At 66.7% G+C, this 17,400-nt stretch carries 11 protein-coding genes and 2 rRNA genes; 8 read left to right on the top strand and 5 right to left on the bottom strand.

Features of this window, described 5'->3' with window-relative positions; translation table 11 throughout:
- Together OG379_RS06725 and OG379_RS06720 are read left to right on the top strand one after the other, a co-directional pair.
- Positions 1–438 (top strand): DUF742 domain-containing protein, encoded by a 438-nt coding sequence (locus OG379_RS06725; RefSeq protein WP_393767035.1) that lies wholly within the window; start codon positions 1–3, stop codon positions 436–438.
- Positions 419–1,024 carry a GTP-binding protein gene (locus tag OG379_RS06720; protein WP_405660354.1) on the top strand — a complete coding sequence of 202 codons (606 nt, stop codon included), beginning with the start codon at positions 419–421 and terminating at the stop codon, positions 1,022–1,024. Before OG379_RS06725 ends, OG379_RS06720 begins: the two co-directional genes overlap by 20 nt.
- Positions 1,025–1,186: 162 nt before the next feature.
- On the opposite strand, the gene OG379_RS06715 is transcribed toward OG379_RS06720, so the two are convergent.
- Positions 1,187–1,534, bottom strand: coding sequence for an Mpo1-like protein (locus OG379_RS06715; protein WP_405660352.1), 348 nt, complete (start codon positions 1,532–1,534; stop codon positions 1,187–1,189).
- Between the two features lie 117 nt (positions 1,535–1,651).
- The gene (locus tag OG379_RS06710) at positions 1,652–2,458 is read right to left on the bottom strand and encodes a M15 family metallopeptidase (RefSeq protein WP_405660349.1); all 807 of its coding nucleotides are present in this window, start codon (positions 2,456–2,458) and stop codon (positions 1,652–1,654) included.
- 61 nt (positions 2,459–2,519) lie between these two features.
- Here OG379_RS06710 and OG379_RS06705 point away from each other — a divergent pair, with 61 nt between their 5' ends.
- Together OG379_RS06705 and OG379_RS06700 are read left to right on the top strand one after the other, a co-directional pair.
- Positions 2,520–3,026: an NUDIX domain-containing protein gene (locus OG379_RS06705; protein WP_405660347.1), complete on the top strand. Its 507-nt coding sequence runs from the start codon at positions 2,520–2,522 to the stop codon at positions 3,024–3,026.
- An 18-nt stretch (positions 3,027–3,044) separates the two neighbouring features.
- Positions 3,045–3,800, top strand: coding sequence for a nucleotidyltransferase domain-containing protein (locus OG379_RS06700; protein ID WP_405660345.1), 756 nt, complete (start codon positions 3,045–3,047; stop codon positions 3,798–3,800).
- 73 nt (positions 3,801–3,873) lie between these two features.
- Here the strand turns inward: OG379_RS06700 and OG379_RS06695 are convergent, their stop codons facing one another.
- Positions 3,874–6,237 carry a glycoside hydrolase family 31 protein gene (locus OG379_RS06695; RefSeq protein ID WP_405660342.1) on the bottom strand — a complete coding sequence of 788 codons (2,364 nt, stop codon included), beginning with the start codon at positions 6,235–6,237 and terminating at the stop codon, positions 3,874–3,876.
- Between the two features lie 221 nt (positions 6,238–6,458).
- Between OG379_RS06695 and OG379_RS06690 the strand changes: the two genes are divergently transcribed.
- On the top strand, positions 6,459–8,444 hold the full coding sequence (locus OG379_RS06690; protein ID WP_405660340.1) for an acetoacetate--CoA ligase: 1,986 nt from the start codon (positions 6,459–6,461) through the stop codon (positions 8,442–8,444).
- A gap of 78 nt (positions 8,445–8,522) precedes the next feature.
- Positions 8,523–9,437, top strand: a complete 915-nt coding sequence (locus OG379_RS06685) for a hypothetical protein (protein ID WP_405660338.1) — start codon at positions 8,523–8,525, stop codon at positions 9,435–9,437.
- Positions 9,438–9,506: 69 nt separating this feature from the next.
- On the opposite strand, the gene ptsP is transcribed toward OG379_RS06685, so the two are convergent.
- Both ptsP and OG379_RS06675 read right to left on the bottom strand, forming a co-directional pair.
- Positions 9,507–11,177, bottom strand: a complete 1,671-nt coding sequence (ptsP, locus tag OG379_RS06680; RefSeq protein ID WP_405660335.1) for a phosphoenolpyruvate--protein phosphotransferase — start codon at positions 11,175–11,177, stop codon at positions 9,507–9,509.
- Positions 11,178–11,253: 76 nt separating this feature from the next.
- A complete protein-coding gene (locus OG379_RS06675) occupies positions 11,254–11,703 on the bottom strand; it encodes a PTS glucose transporter subunit IIA (RefSeq protein WP_033304207.1) in 450 nt (149 codons plus the stop codon).
- A gap of 681 nt (positions 11,704–12,384) precedes the next feature.
- Between OG379_RS06675 and OG379_RS06670 the strand changes: the two genes are divergently transcribed.
- Together OG379_RS06670 and OG379_RS06665 are read left to right on the top strand one after the other, a co-directional pair.
- Positions 12,385–13,910: ribosomal RNA gene (locus OG379_RS06670) — 16S ribosomal RNA — on the top strand.
- Positions 13,911–14,206: 296 nt separating this feature from the next.
- Positions 14,207–17,332 (top strand): 23S ribosomal RNA (locus tag OG379_RS06665).
- Together the 16S and 23S rRNA genes form the textbook arrangement of a ribosomal RNA operon.
- The last annotated feature ends 68 nt before the right edge of the window (positions 17,333–17,400 follow it).

The raw sequence follows: 17,400 nt of genomic DNA, 5'->3' as shown, positions 1-17,400 counted from the left end.
ATGAGCGCAGACTCCGCCCGGGACACCGCGCCCGGATCACCGCCCGCGCCCGCAGAAGCGGGCTCCTCGCGCTGGTACGACGCCGAAGCGGGTCCGGTGGTCCGGCCCTACGCGATGACCCGGGGGCGTACCAGCAGCGCGTCCCGTCATCGTCTCGACCTGATCGCGATCGTCATCCCCGAACCGGCGGCCGACGATCCCGGCCGGGACCAGACGCTCTCCCCGGAACACGTGGAGATCGTCGAACTGTGCAGCGACATGCCCCAGTCGATCGCCGAACTCGCCTCCGGACTGGACCTCCCCGTCGGGGTGGTCCGTGTCCTGGTCGGTGACCTCGTCGAGGACGAACTGGTGCACGTCACCCGTCCCGTTCCGCCGGCCGAGCTGCCGGACGAGAGCCTTCTTCGCGAGGTGATCAATGGCCTTCGGGCGCTCTAACCGCAAAAGGCGGCACGTCGAGCCCGTCACCCTGAAGATCCTGGTGGCCGGCGGCTTCGGTGTGGGCAAGACGACCCTGGTGGGAGCGGTCAGCGAGATCAGACCGCTGCGCACGGAGGAGAGGCTGAGCGAGGCCGGCCGTCCCGTCGACGACGTGGCGGGGGTCGAGGGCAAGAACACCACGACGGTGGCCATGGACTTCGGCCGCATCACCCTGCGCGAGGACCTGGTCCTCTACCTGTTCGGGACCCCCGGACAGGACCGCTTCTGGTTCCTCTGGGACGAGCTGGCCCAGGGCGCCCTCGGCGCCGTGGTCCTCGCGGACACCCGGAGGCTGGAGGACTGCTTCGCGGCGGTCGACTACTTCGAGCGCCGCGGAATACCGTTCACCGTCGCCGTCAACCTCTTCGAGGGCGCCGAGCAGTTCCCCACCGAGACGGTCCGGGCGGCACTCGACCTCGACCCCGAGGTGCCGGTGCTGCTCTGCGACGCACGTGACCGTGCGTCCGTCCGGGATGTCCTCGTGGCGGTCGTGGAGCACGCCATGGTGCATGCCGACCGGCTCCGGGAACCTGCCAGGACCTGACGGGCGGGCACGCACGTAACGCGGCCCGTACCCCCGCCGACCGGGGTACGGACCGCGCGTACGGTGCGGGGGGCAGCGGGCGTGACAGGAGTCTTCACCCGGAGTGACGGCCCGTCAACCCTGCGCGCGCACCCGGGGCCGCTCGCTCGGATCAGGCTGGGCTCACGGGTTCTCGGCGAGCCACTCGGCCGCGGTCTCGGCCAGCTCCCCGTCCCGTCCTGCGAGCATCATCCGGATCATCTGCACGTCGCCGCGCAGCGACCACGCGGGGTGTCCGAACGTCGCCGGGTTGTTCTTCTCGATGAGGAAGTGCGCCGGCCACGCGGTGCCGTAACCGATGAGCGGCAACGCCAGCGCGTAGCGCTTCCGGCCGCGCGCCAGACCGTACGCGGTGACCGCGAGACCGGTCAGTGTCCCGGTCAGATGGACCCATCGCGTCGCCGCCCTGGAGTGCATGGCGACGTAGTAGGGCCAGAACTCTTCATACGAACCGAACGTCTGCTGTGACATGAAGGCACCGTAATCGCTCCCTCGGCAACCGGATACGGCAGTTCCGCGTCCGAGAACTAGAACGGGCGGCCGGAGCCCACGGGGGTGGTCCCGGTCGCCCGTTCTCCGCCCGTCCCGTCAGTGACCCGCCACCGAGCGCCTGGCCACCGGGAAGTCGAAGTACGTGTCAGGGAAGAGCTCCGGCTTGTAGGTGAAGTGCCACCACTCCTCCGCCAGATTCACGAACCCGAGTCCGGTCAGAGTCTCCTTGAGGAACTGCCGGTTGGCGCGCTGCGCTCCCTGCACCCGCGGGTCGTCCGTGTGCGACAGGGTGTCGAAACAGTCGTAACCCGTCCCCATGTCCACCGAGTTGTCCGGGAAGCGCTCGGCCTTCGGCGCGTAGCACGGGGCCAGCTCCTCGCCGGGCTCGTACGGCCTGGTCGGCAGTGCCGGCAACTTCACCAGGGTGAGGTCCACCGTGCTGCCCCGGCTGTGACCGGATTTCTCCGCGATGTAACCGTCCTCGAACAGCCGAGTCTTGTCGACCATGGGATAGAACTCCGCCTTCATGGCCTGGTCGTCGAGATCCTTCGCCCAGCGGACGAAGTGGTCCACGGCACGCTGCGGCCGGTAGCAGTCGTACACCTTGAGCGAGTAGCCCTGGCGCAGGAGGCTCCGCTGGGCGGTGCGCAGCGCGCGGGCGGCGGGCCGGGTCAGGATGCAGACGGGATGGCGGTAGCCGTCCACCGGCTCGCCCATGAAGTTGTGCGCGGTGGTGTAACGCATCTCCGTGATGATCGTCGGATCGACGGAGCGCAGGTCGACGAACTCCGGCGGAGCCTTGGGTTCGGGCTTGGCCGCCGCCACCGGGGCAGCGGCGGTCACGGCGAGCAGGGCGGCGCCGGCGACGGCCAGGGCGCGGAGAAGACGAGCAGTTCCTGTCATGGGCACACCGTCTATCAGCTCCGGAGCCGCAAGAGAAGAGTGATCGGATACAGTCCGCCCCGTGAAGGACTCCCACTGCGGCAGCTGCGGGGCCCCGTACGCCACCGACGCCTGGCCCCGCACCTGTACGGTCTGCGGTCGTACGGCCTACCGCAACCCGCTTCCCGTGGCCGTCGCCCTGTTGCCCGTCACCGGACCACGCGGCACCGGCCTCGTGGTCATCACCCGCACCATCCCCCCGCACCCGGGCGGGATCGCGCTGCCCGGCGGCTACATCGACCGCACCGAGGACTGGCGCCACGCCGTCGTACGCGAACTGCGCGAGGAGACCGGCATCCGCGCCGACGCGACGGACGTGCGCCTCGCCGACGCCCTGAGCTCCCCGGACGGCCACCTGCTGCTCTTCGGCCTGCTCCCGCCACGCCCCGCCGTGGAACTCCCGCCCTCCGCACCCACGGACGAGACCTCGGGATACGACGTGCTGCACACCCCGGACGAACTCGCCTTCCCCCTGCACACCCAGGCCGTACGCTCCTGGTTCGCCGGCGCCTACCGCCAGGGTTCCTGACCTGGCACGATGACGGCCATGAACGCCGGACCGCATCCCGGACGACGGCCGGGTCCCGACCAGGCGGCCGCGGACGTCCGCGCGGCCGGCCGACTCGTGTCCGCGCACTATCCGGAGGCGACCGGCGCGGTGCTGGGAGGTTCCGCCGCCCGCGGACGCTCAACTCCCGGCAGCGACCTCGACATCACGGTCCTTCTCCCTGACGGCGGCGTGAGACGTCGCGAGCTGCTCCGCCACGACGGCCGCCTGGCGGAGGTCTTCCTCAACAGTCGCTCCGACCTGCGAACCGCCTTCGCGGAGAGCCGCACCACGCGCAGGGCGACAGCTCTCTTCCTCTTCGCCGACTCCATCGTCCTCCTCGACCCCGATGGCCAAGTGGAGACGCTTCGGCATGAGGCGAAAGCCCTGCTGGCGGCAGGCCCGGATCCCCTGACCGGGCCCGAACGCGACGCCGGGCGAGCCCTGCTCACCGACCTCGTGGACGACCTCACCGACACCGGCCCCCACAGCGACCCGCACGAACAGCTGGCCGTGGCGGACCGTGTCCTCCGTGAAGCGGCAGAGCTGCTCACCGCGCATCACCGCACGTGGAACGGCGCCGGAAAGTGGCTGCCCAGGCGTCTGAGGGCGGCCGACCCGGACCTCGGCCGACGCCTGCTCGACGGACACCTCGTCCTGGCCAGGCACGCCGACCCGACAGCGCTGACGGACTCGGCCGTCCGAGTGCTGAACCTGACGGGCGGCACACTCCGCGAGGGCTACATCGAGCGCTGACGCCCGGCGCGGCCGCGTCAGTTCCGGTGCCGGCGGTTCCAGGATCCCGGCCCCACGTCGAAGCACGGCGGGATCACGCCGGGCCCGGCAGCCCCCGGACGCGGACCGGGTACGGCACCAGTGCCTCCTCACCGTCCCGCTCGACCACCACGCGGCCGGCCCTGAGACGGGACGTGTAGCGCTCGACCTCGGAACGCGCCCACCCGTCGCCCGCGTCCCGCACCACCAGCCCGCCCCCGGTACGCCCGGCCGACGGAGCCCACACCTCCAGTTCGAGAGCGCCGTCCGGGCCCCGCACCGGGATCACGGCTCCGGCCCTCGCCAGCACCGGAATCCGGGACAGCGGAGCGTCCACCACCGCTTGGCCCGGGCCCTCGTACGCCTGCCCGGTCACCGTGTCGTACCACCGCCCGCGCGGCAGCCGCACCGGCCTGCGCTCCGCGCCCTCCTCCAGCACCGGCGCGACCAGCAGCGCGTCCCCCAGCAGGAACGCGTCCTCGCAGTCCCGCAACTCCCGGTCCCCCGGGGCACCCCACCACACCGGCCGCACATACGGTGCTCCCGTCAGCCGGGCAAGCTGGGCCAGCGTCACGAAGTAGGGGTGCATCCGCTCCCGCTCCTCCAGTGCGCGCTTGGCGTGCGCGAGGACCTCCGGCCCGAATTCCCACGGCTCCCGGCGACCCGCGTCGATGGCCGCATGCGTACGGAACAACGGCATGTACGAGCCCAGTTGGAACCAGCGCAGATACAGCTCGGGCGACGGCGACCCGTCGAACCCGCCGACGTCGGGCCCCGAGTACGGCACCCCGCAGAGCCCGAGCCCCAGGACCAGGGCCAGCGAGGCCCGGAGGCCCGGCCACCCCGTCGCCACATCACCGGACCAGGTGCCGCCGTACCGCTGCAGCCCCGCCCAGCCCGAACGGGAGAACAGGAACGGCCGCTCGTCGGGGCGCAGCCGGCACAGCGCCTCGTACCCGGCGCTCGCCATCGCCAGGGCGTACACGTTGTGGGCCTCCCGGTGGTCCCCGCCGCGGCCCTCCAGCGAGTGCCGGGCCGAACGGGGGAGCGACGGATCCCCGAAGGCCGAGAACGACACCGGTTCGTTCATGTCGTGCCACACCCCGGAGAACCCCTGGCCGAGCCGCTCCTCGTACAGCGCGCCCCACCATTCGCGCACCAGAGGATCGGTGAAATCCGGATAGACGCACTCGCCCGGCCACACCTCACCCAGCACCGGAAGGCCCTGCGGGTCCCGGACGAACGCGCCCTCCGCACCGACCTCCAGGCCGCTGTCGAACACCGCGTTGCCAGCCGAGGCCCGCACCGCCGGATCGACGATCGAGACCAGCCTGACGCCGTCCTCGCGCAGCTCCTTCGCCAGCCGGGGGAGACCGGGGAACCGCTCCCGGTCGACCGTGAAGACCTGATGCGCGTCGTAGTGGTCGATGTCCAGATGCAGCACCGACAACGGCAGCCCCCGCTCCCGGTATCCCGCGACGACCCGTCGCACCTCCTGCTCACTGCCGAACCCCCAGCGGGCGTGCTGCGGACCCAGTGCCCACGACGGCGGCAGCGCGGGCGCCCCCGTCAGCGCCGTCCAGCTCCGCAGCACCTTGGCCGGCGTACCCACGACCACCCAGCAGCGGAGCGGACCACCCTCCATCCGCACCTCGCACGCGCCCGGCCGGTCGTGTCCCGACCCCGCGCCCTCCTCGCCCTCGCGGAGCGTCACCCGGCCCGCCCAGGAGTTGTCGTGGAACGCCAGATGGGTCCCCGCGTCCGAGACCACCACCTGCACCGGCATCGTCAGATACAGCGGATCGTCCCCCGGACCGAAACGACCGCCCGGATCGGTGTTCCACAGCCCGTACGTCCCCTCCCTCAGCCTCGGACCGCCGGCCCGGCCGCCCAGGCCGAAGAAGCGGGCGTCGGCCGGGACCTCGGACCGCTGCACCCACCGCGCCGGGCCCCCCTCCACCGGCTCCCACCAGCGCGGCGGCAGCTCCCGGCGCAGCACCACTCCGCCGGGCGTACGCAACTCCAGCGCCCCGTGCCGCGACACGGCGACCGTCAGCCGCTCCGACACCACCTGCCAGCCGCCGTTCGTGTCCGGCTCCAGCCGCGCCCGCGTATCGGCCTCCGGCCCGTCTCCCGGCAGGGCGTACGAGGGCAGCGGCCCGGCGCCGTCCCAGGACCAGAACACCGCACCGCCCACCGCCACCCTGATCCGCAGCTGCGAACGCGCGAACCGCACGACTCCACCGCCCGGCCCGGGCTCCGCACCGATCAGAAGCCCGGGCACCCGTGCCCGTTCCGCACCCCGCGACGCCAGCGCCCGCGCATCCGCACGCCGGCGCCGCCAGGCCGAGCGAACCGTGCGCATCCCCTGTACAGAACCGACCATTTTCACCGAGCGCACCAGGTCACGACCATCCATGCGGGCCACCCTGCCATCCGCCCGGACCGAAGCGTGCTCCGTTCAGCTTCCGTTCACCTGTGGCTTCACCACACAGCCGGACACGCGGTCATGGCAGAGGGACCCTGGTGCACAAGACGATCACGTGGCATCGTCCGTAACAGCCGTCCACGCGCACACCCCAGCCCGTGCGCGCGACGCACGCACACCCCCGCGTACACCCGAAAGGCCAGGGAGCCTCCATGACCTCAGCAGCCGGCGAAGCCCCCCTCTGGCAGCCCGAGCCCGAGCGCATCGAGGCGGCGGCCGTCACCCGCTTCCAGCGATGGGCGGCCGGACGCCACGGAGCCCCCGCCGACGGCGGCTACGCGGCGCTGCACCGCTGGTCGGTCCAGGAGCTCGACACCTTCTGGGAGGCCGTCGCCGACTGGTTCGACGTACGCTTCTCCACCCCTTACGACGCCGTCCTCGGCGACCGCACCATGCCCGGCGCCCAGTGGTTCCCCGGCGCCACCCTCAACTACGCCGAGCATGCCCTGCGCACGGCCGACGACCCGCTCCGCGCGGACGCCCCCGCCCTGCTGTACGTCGACGAGACCCACACCCAGGTCTCCATCAGCTGGTCCGAACTCCGGCGCCAGACCGGCTCACTCGCCGCCGAGCTCCGCGCCCTCGGCGTCACCCCCGGCGACAGGGTCAGCGGATACCTCCCCAACATCCCCCAAGCGGTCGTCGCGTTCCTCGCCACCGCCGCCGTCGGCGCGGTCTGGACCTCCTGCGCCCCCGACTTCGGCGCCCGCAGTGTCCTGGACCGCTTCCAACAGGTCGAACCCGTCGTCCTGTTCACCGTCGACGGGTACCGCTACGGCGGCAAGGAGCACGACCGCACGGGCACCGTCGCCGAGCTCCGCAGCGAACTCCCCACCCTCCGCGCGGTCGTCCACATCCCGCTCCTCGGCACGGAGGCGCCCGAAGGCACTCTCGAATGGTCCGCGCTCACCGCCTCCGAGACCGAACCGGCCTTCGAGCAGGTCCCCTTCGAGCACCCGCTGTGGGTGCTGTACTCCTCCGGCACGACCGGCCTCCCGAAGGCCATCGTCCAGTCCCAGGGCGGGATCCTCCTCGAACACTTCAAGCAGATCGGGCTGCACTGCGACCTCGGCCCCGACGACCGCTTCTTCTGGTACACCTCCACCGGCTGGATGATGTGGAACTTCCTCGTCTCCGGCCTGCTCACCGGCACCACCCTCGTGCTCTACGACGGCAGCCCCGGCTATCCGGACGTCCAGGCCCAGTGGCGCGTCGCCGAACTGACCGGCGCGACCCTCTTCGGCACGTCGGCCGCCTACGTCATGGCCTGCCGGAAGGCGGACGTCCACCCGGGCCGCGACCACGACCTCAGCCGTGTCCAGTGCGTCGCCACCACCGGCTCCCCGCTCCCGCCCGACGGCTTCCGCTGGCTCCACGACGAGTTCACCGGCACCGGCGCCGACCTGTGGATCGCCTCCGTCAGCGGCGGGACGGACGTCTGCAGCTGCTTCGCGGGCGCGGTACCCACCCTGCCGGTCCACATCGGCGAGCTGCAGGCCCCCTGTCTGGGCACCGATCTCCAGTCCTGGGACCCGTCGGGCAAGCCGCTCACCGGCGAGGTCGGCGAACTCGTCGTGACCGCGCCCATGCCCTCCATGCCGGTCCGCTTCTGGAACGACCCCGACGGCCGCCGCTACCACGACAGCTACTTCGACACGTACCCCGGTGTCTGGCGGCACGGAGACTGGATCACCCTCACCGACCGCGGCTCGGTCATCATCCACGGCCGCTCCGACTCCACGCTCAACAGGCAGGGCGTCCGCATGGGGTCCGCCGACATCTACGAGGCGGTCGAGCGGCTCCCCGAGATCCGCGAGTCCCTCGTCATCGGCCTCGAAGAGCCGGACGGCGGCTACTGGATGCCCCTGTTCGTCCACCTCGCCGAAGGCGCCACCCTCGACGACGAACTCCGCGACAGCATCAAGCGGACCATCCGCGAGAACCTCTCACCCCGCCATGTACCGGACGAGGTCATCGAGGTCCCCGGCATCCCGCACACCCTCACCGGCAAGCGCATCGAGGTTCCGGTCAAGCGCCTCCTCCAGGGCACAGCCCTTTCCAAGGCGGTCAACCCGGGCTCCGTCGACAACCTCGAACTCCTCCGCTTCTACGAGGACCTCGCCCGCGACCGCCACTGAACCCAGCCGCCGGACAGACGTTGTCAGTCCCCCTGATTACGCTGAGTGAGCATCGATCGACAGCGCACAGGGGGACTCATGGCGCACATCAAGCAGACCGAACGCAGCCGGCAGCGCGCCGGAACATCCATGCGACGCGCACTGCGCCGCGAAGCACCGAGCACCGTCGGCCTCCTGGTCGACCCCGAAGACTTCGCGGCCATGCGCCACTACCGGAGCTTCACCTTCGACGACCACGCGGTCTACCTGCAGCAGGTCGAAGGCCTGCTGCGGACGCTCGCCGCACAGGGAATGCACACCACCGTCGCCCTCTTCGACCCGGAGGACTACGCCGAGTTCTGCGCCGAGTCCGGCCTGGAACCCGACGAACGCACAAGCCGGAGCCGCTTCGTCGCGGAGGTCGCGTCGGCCGGCGCCACCGTGGCCTACACCGGTCAGCCCATCGACACGCTGATCCCGCTGCTCGTCTCACGAGCGGTCCGGCGCGCGACATGGGAGTACGCCACGATGCTGCTGGCAGGCCTCGGTGACTGCGCGGACTGCGGCCAGGACATCGGGCGGGCCGCCTTCGACCGGGCGTCCCACCTGCTGATGCGCCTGCTGGACACGGCGGGCCCGGGCACCCATCACATCGTCTGCAGCATGCCCGCGGAGAACGAACAGCTCCTCGCCGTCCTCCACACCGCCCGCGACATGGACGGGCCGGCCCGCCTCGCATCGTCGGAAGGAGCGGAGTTCGCCACCGTGCTTGCCGCGGGGGTAGCGCTCGAGACCCAGGGCGGAGTCGTACTGCGCACCACGGCTCCCGACGCGCCGGATCGGGTGCACGGCTGGCGCCTGAACCGGGGCAGCCTCCTCCCGCTCACGGCGGGCGAGGTCTTCAGCGCCTACTGCACGGACGCCGACACCGGCGAACCCGTGTCGCCGGAATCCGGTGTCGAGTACTGCGCGGGCTTCGACCTCGGTGCCGACGAACCGGAGGTCCACCGCTGACAGACAGAAGGGGTTCCCGCCGGAACCGGCGGGAACCCCTTCACATCCGACCGTGCGCGGCGGACGGCATCACTCGCCCGACAGCACCGCCTGCGCCGCACGCCGTGCGTCGTCGGCGGAGTCCGCCGCACGCGCGGCGGAGGCGGCACGCTCGCACTGCGCGAGCGTGTGCTTCGCCAGCGTCGCCCGCACGTAGGGAATGGACGCGGCACCCATCGACAGCGAGGTGACACCCAGACCGGTCAGCACACACGCCAGCAGCGGGTCCGAAGCGGCCTCACCACAGACGCCGCAGCTCTTGCCCTCGGCCCTGGCAGCCTCGGCCGAGAGTGCGACCAGGTCGAGCAGCGCGGGCTGCCACGGGTCCTGGAGACGCGACACGGCTCCCACCTGACGGTCGGCCGCGAAGGTGTACTGCGCCAGGTCGTTGGTACCCAGCGAGAGGAACTCCACCTCCTGCAGGATCGAGCGGGCCCTGAGCGCGGCGGACGGAATCTCCACCATCGCCCCGAACTTCGCCTGCAGTCCCGCCTCGCGGCAGGCGTCGGCGAACGCCTTCGCGTCGGCACGGTCGGCGACCATCGGGGCCATGACCTCGAGGTACACCGGCAGCCCCTCGGCCGCCCGGGACAGCGCCGTCAGCTGGGTCCGCAGCACATCCGGGTGATCCAGCAGACTGCGCAGCCCACGCACACCCAGCGCGGGGTTCGGCTCGTCGGCCGGCGTCAGGAAGTCCAACGGCTTGTCGGCACCGGCGTCGAGCACCCGCACCACGACACGCCCCTCGGGGAACGCCTCCAGCACCGCCCGGTACGCCGCGATCTGCTTCTCCTCGGACGGCGCCTGCTTGCTGTCGTCCAGGAAGAGGAACTCCGTACGGAACAGTCCGACGCCCTCGGCACCGGCTTCCAGCGCCGCGGGAACGTCACCGGGGCCGCCGACATTCGCGAGCAGCGGCACCTTGTGACCGTCGGAGGTGGCACCGGGACCGGTCACCGCCGACAGCGCCGCCTTGCGGGCCGCCGAGGCGCTCTCCATCTCGGAGCGCTTCTCCTGGCTGGGCTCGACGAAGATCTCACCGGTGCTGCCGTCGACGGCGACGACCGTGCCCTCGGTGATCTCACCCGCTCCGGGAAGAGCCACCACGGCAGGCACACCGAGCGCCCGCGCGAGAATGGCGCTGTGGCTGGTCGGCCCGCCCTCCTCCGTCACGAAGCCGAGCACCAGCGTGGGGTCGAGCAGAGCCGTGTCGGCGGGAGCCAGGTCACGCGCGATCAGCACGTACGGCTCATCACTGTCGGGTACACCCGGCATCGGCACACCGAGCAGCCGCGCCACGATCCGGTTCCGTACGTCGTCGAGGTCGGCGACGCGCCCCGCCAGGTACTCCCCGGCGTTGGCCAGCAGCGCCCGGTACGCGGCGAACGCGTCGTACACGCCACGCTCGGCGGTGCTCCCGACAGCGATACGACGCTCGACATCGGCGATGAGCTCGGGATCCTGCGCCATCATGGCCTGGGCCTCGAGCACGTGCTGTGCCTCGCCCCCCGCCAGATTGCCGCGCGCGATCAGGTCGGCCGCCACGGCCTCGACGGCCTGACGGGCACGCCCCTGCTCGCGCTCGGCCTCGTCCGCGGGAATCTGTTTGGCCGGCGGCTCGAGGACCGCCGTACCCATGTGCCGAACCTCGCCGATCGCCACACCGTGACTCACGCCGACGCCTCGCAGCGTTGTCTCCATTTCACCCGTCTCCGATTGTGCGGTGGCCGCGCCACCGCGGTGGATTCCCAATTGGCTGGTTACTGAGCCGAGGGTGTCACTGCCAGCCGAAGAGAGTCTCGCCGACCTTCACGTCGCCGTCCTCACGCACGTCGGAGAGGGACTCGGCGGTGGCCTCCAGGGCCACGACCGGGCAGATCGCCGACTTGCCGGCGGCCTCGACGCCGGCCGGGTCCCAGCGGACGATGCCCTGACCGCGGGTGACCGTGTCCCCCTTGTTCACGAGGAGCTCGAAGCCCTCGCCGTTGAGCTGCACGGTGTCGATCCCGAGGTGGGTCAGTACGCCGTGGCCCTGGTCGTCGACGACGACGAAGGCATGCGGGTGGAGGGAGACGACGATTCCGTCGACCGGCGAGACGGCCTCGGAAGGCTCGCGCACGGGGTCGATGGCCGTACCGGGACCCACCATCGCTCCGGAGAACACGGGGTCGGGAACCGCGGTGAGTCCGATGGCGCGGCCGGCAAGAGGGGACGTCACTGTGGTCATGGAGAGCCTCCCAGAGGTGGGGATCCGGATGTCACCGCCACGACTGAAGGAGGGCGGCTTACTGGTCAGCAGCGTAAGTCATATGAAGTCCCGGTTCCGCCCGAGAGCTACCGGTTGGCCGACCTAGAGGTGCACCGGAAACGATTTGCCTCGCCTCACGGCGGCCTGTACTGTCGTATCCCTGCCTGGCCCCCACACGACTTCGAGTCGGGGGCGGACAGCGACTCCCAAGCCCAGACTCTAACTCTGATTGTGCTCTCGCATGCTCGCGAGACCGCCGGTCAAAGGAACGAAAAAGGCCTGATAGAGTCGGACTCGCCGAAAGGGAAACGCGAAAGCGAAGAACTGGAAAGCGATTGAGCAGGAACCCGCTTCGACCGGGAATCGGACACGAAAGAGTCTGATAGAGTCGGAAACGCAAGAACGAAGGGAAGCGCCCGGAGGGCCCCGGTGAAACGGGACCGAAGGAAGCGTCCGTTCCTTGAGAACTCAACAGCGTGCCAAAAGTCAACGCCAAATATGTTGATACCCCGGCCCACTTCGGTGGGTTGGTGGTTCCTTTGAAGTCCTACCGGCCCATGTGGCAGGTAGGCAACATCAGCGAGGACGCAGTGGATTGCCAACCCTATTCCGGTTGGTTGTCCCGCTCTTTTATGGTGCTCTCCCGATTACGGGAAAACATTCATGGAGAGTTTGATCCTGGCTCAGGACGAACGCTGGCGGCGTGCTTAACACATGCAAGTCGAACGATGAAGCCCTTCGGGGTGGATTAGTGGCGAACGGGTGAGTAACACGTGGGCAATCTGCCCTTCACTCTGGGACAAGCCCTGGAAACGGGGTCTAATACCGGATAACACTCTGTCCCTCATGGGGCGGGGTTAAAAGCTCCGGCGGTGAAGGATGAGCCCGCGGCCTATCAGCTTGTTGGTGGGGTAATGGCCTACCAAGGCGACGACGGGTAGCCGGCCTGAGAGGGCGACCGGCCACACTGGGACTGAGACACGGCCCAGACTCCTACGGGAGGCAGCAGTGGGGAATATTGCACAATGGGCGAAAGCCTGATGCAGCGACGCCGCGTGAGGGATGACGGCCTTCGGGTTGTAAACCTCTTTCAGCAGGGAAGAAGCGAAAGTGACGGTACCTGCAGAAGAAGCACCGGCTAACTACGTGCCAGCAGCCGCGGTAATACGTAGGGTGCGAGCGTTGTCCGGAATTATTGGGCGTAAAGAGCTCGTAGGCGGCTTGTCACGTCGGATGTGAAAGCTCGGGGCTTAACCCCGAGTCTGCATTCGATACGGGCTAGCTAGAGTGTGGTAGGGGAGATCGGAATTCCTGGTGTAGCGGTGAAATGCGCAGATATCAGGAGGAACACCGGTGGCGAAGGCGGATCTCTGGGCCATTACTGACGCTGAGGAGCGAAAGCGTGGGGAGCGAACAGGATTAGATACCCTGGTAGTCCACGCCGTAAACGTTGGGAACTAGGTGTTGGCGACATTCCACGTCGTCGGTGCCGCAGCTAACGCATTAAGTTCCCCGCCTGGGGAGTACGGCCGCAAGGCTAAAACTCAAAGGAATTGACGGGGGCCCGCACAAGCAGCGGAGCATGTGGCTTAATTCGACGCAACGCGAAGAACCTTACCAAGGCTTGACATATACCGGAAAGCATCAGAGATGGTGCCCCCCTTGTGGTCGGTATACAGGTGGTGCATGGCTGTCGTCAGCTCGTGTCGTGAGATGTTGGGTTAAGTCCCGCAACGAGCGCAACCCTTGTTCTGTGTTGCCAGCATGCCCTTCGGGGTGATGGGGACTCACAGGAGACTGCCGGGGTCAACTCGGAGGAAGGTGGGGACGACGTCAAGTCATCATGCCCCTTATGTCTTGGGCTGCACACGTGCTACAATGGCCGGTACAATGAGCTGCGATGCCGCGAGGCGGAGCGAATCTCAAAAAGCCGGTCTCAGTTCGGATTGGGGTCTGCAACTCGACCCCATGAAGTCGGAGTTGCTAGTAATCGCAGATCAGCATTGCTGCGGTGAATACGTTCCCGGGCCTTGTACACACCGCCCGTCACGTCACGAAAGTCGGTAACACCCGAAGCCGGTGGCCCAACCCCTTGTGGGAGGGAGCTGTCGAAGGTGGGACTGGCGATTGGGACGAAGTCGTAACAAGGTAGCCGTACCGGAAGGTGCGGCTGGATCACCTCCTTTCTAAGGAGCATCTAGGTTCTCTTCGGGGAATCCAGAGACCATTTCGTCGGCAAATGTTCGACGGTGGTTGCTCAAGGGTGGAACGTTGACTATTCGGCACGACAGGTTGTTTTCGTGAGTACTGCTTCGGCGTGGAAAGTGAAGAGGATCGGTCGGGTCGGGCACGCTGTTGGGTATCTGAAGGTATGGCCGTGAGGCTGCCTTCGGTTGCCGGCCCCAGTGAACTCGCCTGTAAGGGTGGGGTGATGGGTGGCTGGTCGTTGTTTGAGAACTGCACAGTGGACGCGAGCATCTGTGGCCAAGTTTTTAAGGGCGCACGGTGGATGCCTTGGCACCAGGAACCGATGAAGGACGTGGGAGGCCACGATAGTCCCCGGGGAGCTGTCAACCAAGCTTTGATCCGGGGGTTTCCGAATGGGGAAACCCGGCAGTCGTCATGGGCTGTCACCCGCTGCTGAACACATAGGCAGTGTGGAGGGAACGAGGGGAAGTGAAACATCTCAGTACCCTCAGGAAGAGAAAACAACCGTGATTCCGGGAGTAGTGGCGAGCGAAACTGGATGAGGCCAAACCGTATGCGTGTGATACCCGGCAGGGGTTGCGCATACGGGGTTGTGGGATCTCTTTTTCACAGTCTGCCGGCTGTGAGGCGAGTCAGAAACCGTTGATGTAGGCGAAGGACATGCGAAAGGTCCGGCGTAGAGGGTAAGACCCCCGTAGCTGAAACATCAACGGCTCGTTTAAGAGACACCCAAGTAGCACGGGGCCCGAGAAATCCCGTGTGAATCTGGCGGGACCACCCGCTAAGCCTAAATATTCCCTGGTGACCGATAGCGGATAGTACCGTGAGGGAATGGTGAAAAGTACCGCGGGAGCGGAGTGAAATAGTACCTGAAACCGTGTGCCTACAAGCCGTGGGAGCGTCGCTGTATGTGCTTGCACATGCAGTCGTGACTGCGTGCCTTTTGAAGAATGAGCCTGCGAGTTAGCGGTGTGTAGCGAGGTTAACCCGTGTGGGGAAGCCGTAGCGAAAGCGAGTCCGAATAGGGCGATTGAGTTGCACGCTCTAGACCCGAAGCGGAGTGATCTAGCCATGGGCAGGTTGAAGCGGAGGTAAGACTTCGTGGAGGACCGAACCCACCAGGGTTGAAAACCTGGGGGATGACCTGTGGTTAGGGGTGAAAGGCCAATCAAACTCCGTGATAGCTGGTTCTCCCCGAAATGCATTTAGGTGCAGCGTCGTGTGTTTCTTGCCGGAGGTAGAGCACTGGATAGGCGATGGGCCCTACCGGGTTACTGACCTTAGCCAAACTCCGAATGCCGGTAAGTGAGAGCACGGCAGTGAGACTGTGGGGGATAAGCTCCATGGTCGAGAGGGAAACAGCCCAGAGCATCGACTAAGGCCCCTAAGCGTACGCTAAGTGGGAAAGGATGTGGAGTCGCAGAGACAACCAGGAGGTTGGCTTAGAAGCAGCCACCCTTGAAAGAGTGCGTAATAGCTCACTGGTCAAGTGATTCCGCGCCGACAATGTAGCGGGGCTCAAGCGTACCGCCGAAGTCGTGTCATTCACACATATAGGGCCAACGCCTGTGTGGATGGGTAGGGGAGCGTCGTGTGCCGGGTGAAGCAGCCGCGGAAGCGAGTTGTGGACGGTTCACGAGTGAGAATGCAGGCATGAGTAGCGATACACACGTGAGAAACGTGTGCGCCGATTGACTAAGGGTTCCTGGGTCAAGCTGATCTGCCCAGGGTAAGTCGGGACCTAAGGCGAGGCCGACAGGCGTAGTCGATGGACAACCGGTTGATATTCCGGTACCCGCTTTGAAACGCCCAATACTGAATCAGGCGATGCTAAGTCCGTGAAGCCGGCCCGATCTCTTCGGAGTTGAGGGTAGTGGTGGAGCCGACGAACCAGACTTGTACTAGGTAAGCGATGGGGTGACGCAGGAAGGTAGTCCAACCCGGGCGATGGTTGTTCCCGGGGTAAGGGTGTAGGCCGTGTGGTAGGTAAATCCGTCACACATTAAGGCTGAGACCTGATGCCGAGCCGATTGTGGTGAAGTGGATGATCCTATGCTGTCGAGAAAAGCCTCTAGCGAGTTTCATGGCGGCCCGTACCCTAAACCGACTCAGGTAGTCAGGTAGAGAATACCGAGGCGTTCGGGTGAACTATGGTTAAGGAACTCGGCAAAATGCCCCCGTAACTTCGGGAGAAGGGGGGCCATCACTGGTGATCCGATTTACTCGGTGAGCTGGGGGTGGCCGCAGAGACCAGCGAGAAGCGACTGTTTACTAAAAACACAGGTCCGTGCGAAGCCGTAAGGCGATGTATACGGACTGACGCCTGCCCGGTGCTGGAACGTTAAGGGGACCGGTTAGTGCACTTTCGGGTGTGCGAAGCTGAGAACTTAAGCGCCAGTAAACGGCGGTGGTAACTATAACCATCCTAAGGTAGCGAAATTCCTTGTCGGGTAAGTTCCGACCTGCACGAATGGCGTAACGACTTCTCGACTGTCTCAACCATAGGCCCGGTGAAATTGCACTACGAGTAAAGATGCTCGTTTCGCGCAGCAGGACGGAAAGACCCCGGGACCTTTACTATAGTTTGATATTGGTGTTCGGTTCGGCTTGTGTAGGATAGGTGGGAGACTTTGAAGCGGCCACGCCAGTGGTTGTGGAGTCGTCGTTGAAATACCACTCTGGTCGTGCTGGATGTCTAACCTGGGTCCGTGATCCGGATCAGGGACAGTGTCTGATGGGTAGTTTAACTGGGGCGGTTGCCTCCTAAAGAGTAACGGAGGCGCCCAAAGGTTCCCTCAGCCTGGTTGGCAATCAGGTGTTGAGTGTAAGTGCACAAGGGAGCTTGACTGTGAGACCGACGGGTCGAGCAGGGACGAAAGTCGGGACTAGTGATCCGGCAGTGGCTTGTGGAAGCGCTGTCGCTCAACGGATAAAAGGTACCCCGGGGATAACAGGCTGATCTTCCCCAAGAGTCCATATCGACGGGATGGTTTGGCACCTCGATGTCGGCTCGTCGCATCCTGGGGCTGGAGTCGGTCCCAAGGGTTGGGCTGTTCGCCCATTAAAGCGGTACGCGAGCTGGGTTTAGAACGTCGTGAGACAGTTCGGTCCCTATCCGCTGTGCGCGTAGGAATATTGAGAAGGGCTGTCCCTAGTACGAGAGGACCGGGACGGACGAACCTCTGGTGTGCCAGTTGTCCTGCCAAGGGCATGGCTGGTTGGCTACGTTCGGAAAGGATAACCGCTGAAAGCATCTAAGCGGGAAGCCTGCTTCGAGATGAGTATTCCCACCACCTTGAGTGGTTAAGGCTCCCAGTAGACGACTGGGTTGATAGGCCAGATGTGGAAGCCCGGTAACGGGTGGAGCTGACTGGTACTAATAGGCCGAGGGCTTGTCCTCAGTTGCTCGCGTCCACTGTGTTAGTTCTGAAATAACGAACGGCCGTGTTTTTATCCGGTGTTGGTTAA

The sequence above is a fragment of the Streptomyces sp. NBC_01166 genome, from assembly GCF_045039765.1.
In the GTDB taxonomy this organism is placed as follows: domain Bacteria; phylum Actinomycetota; class Actinomycetes; order Streptomycetales; family Streptomycetaceae; genus Streptomyces.
Note: the sequence above shows the minus strand (reverse complement) of the source record. Positions and strands in the feature narration are given on the sequence as shown.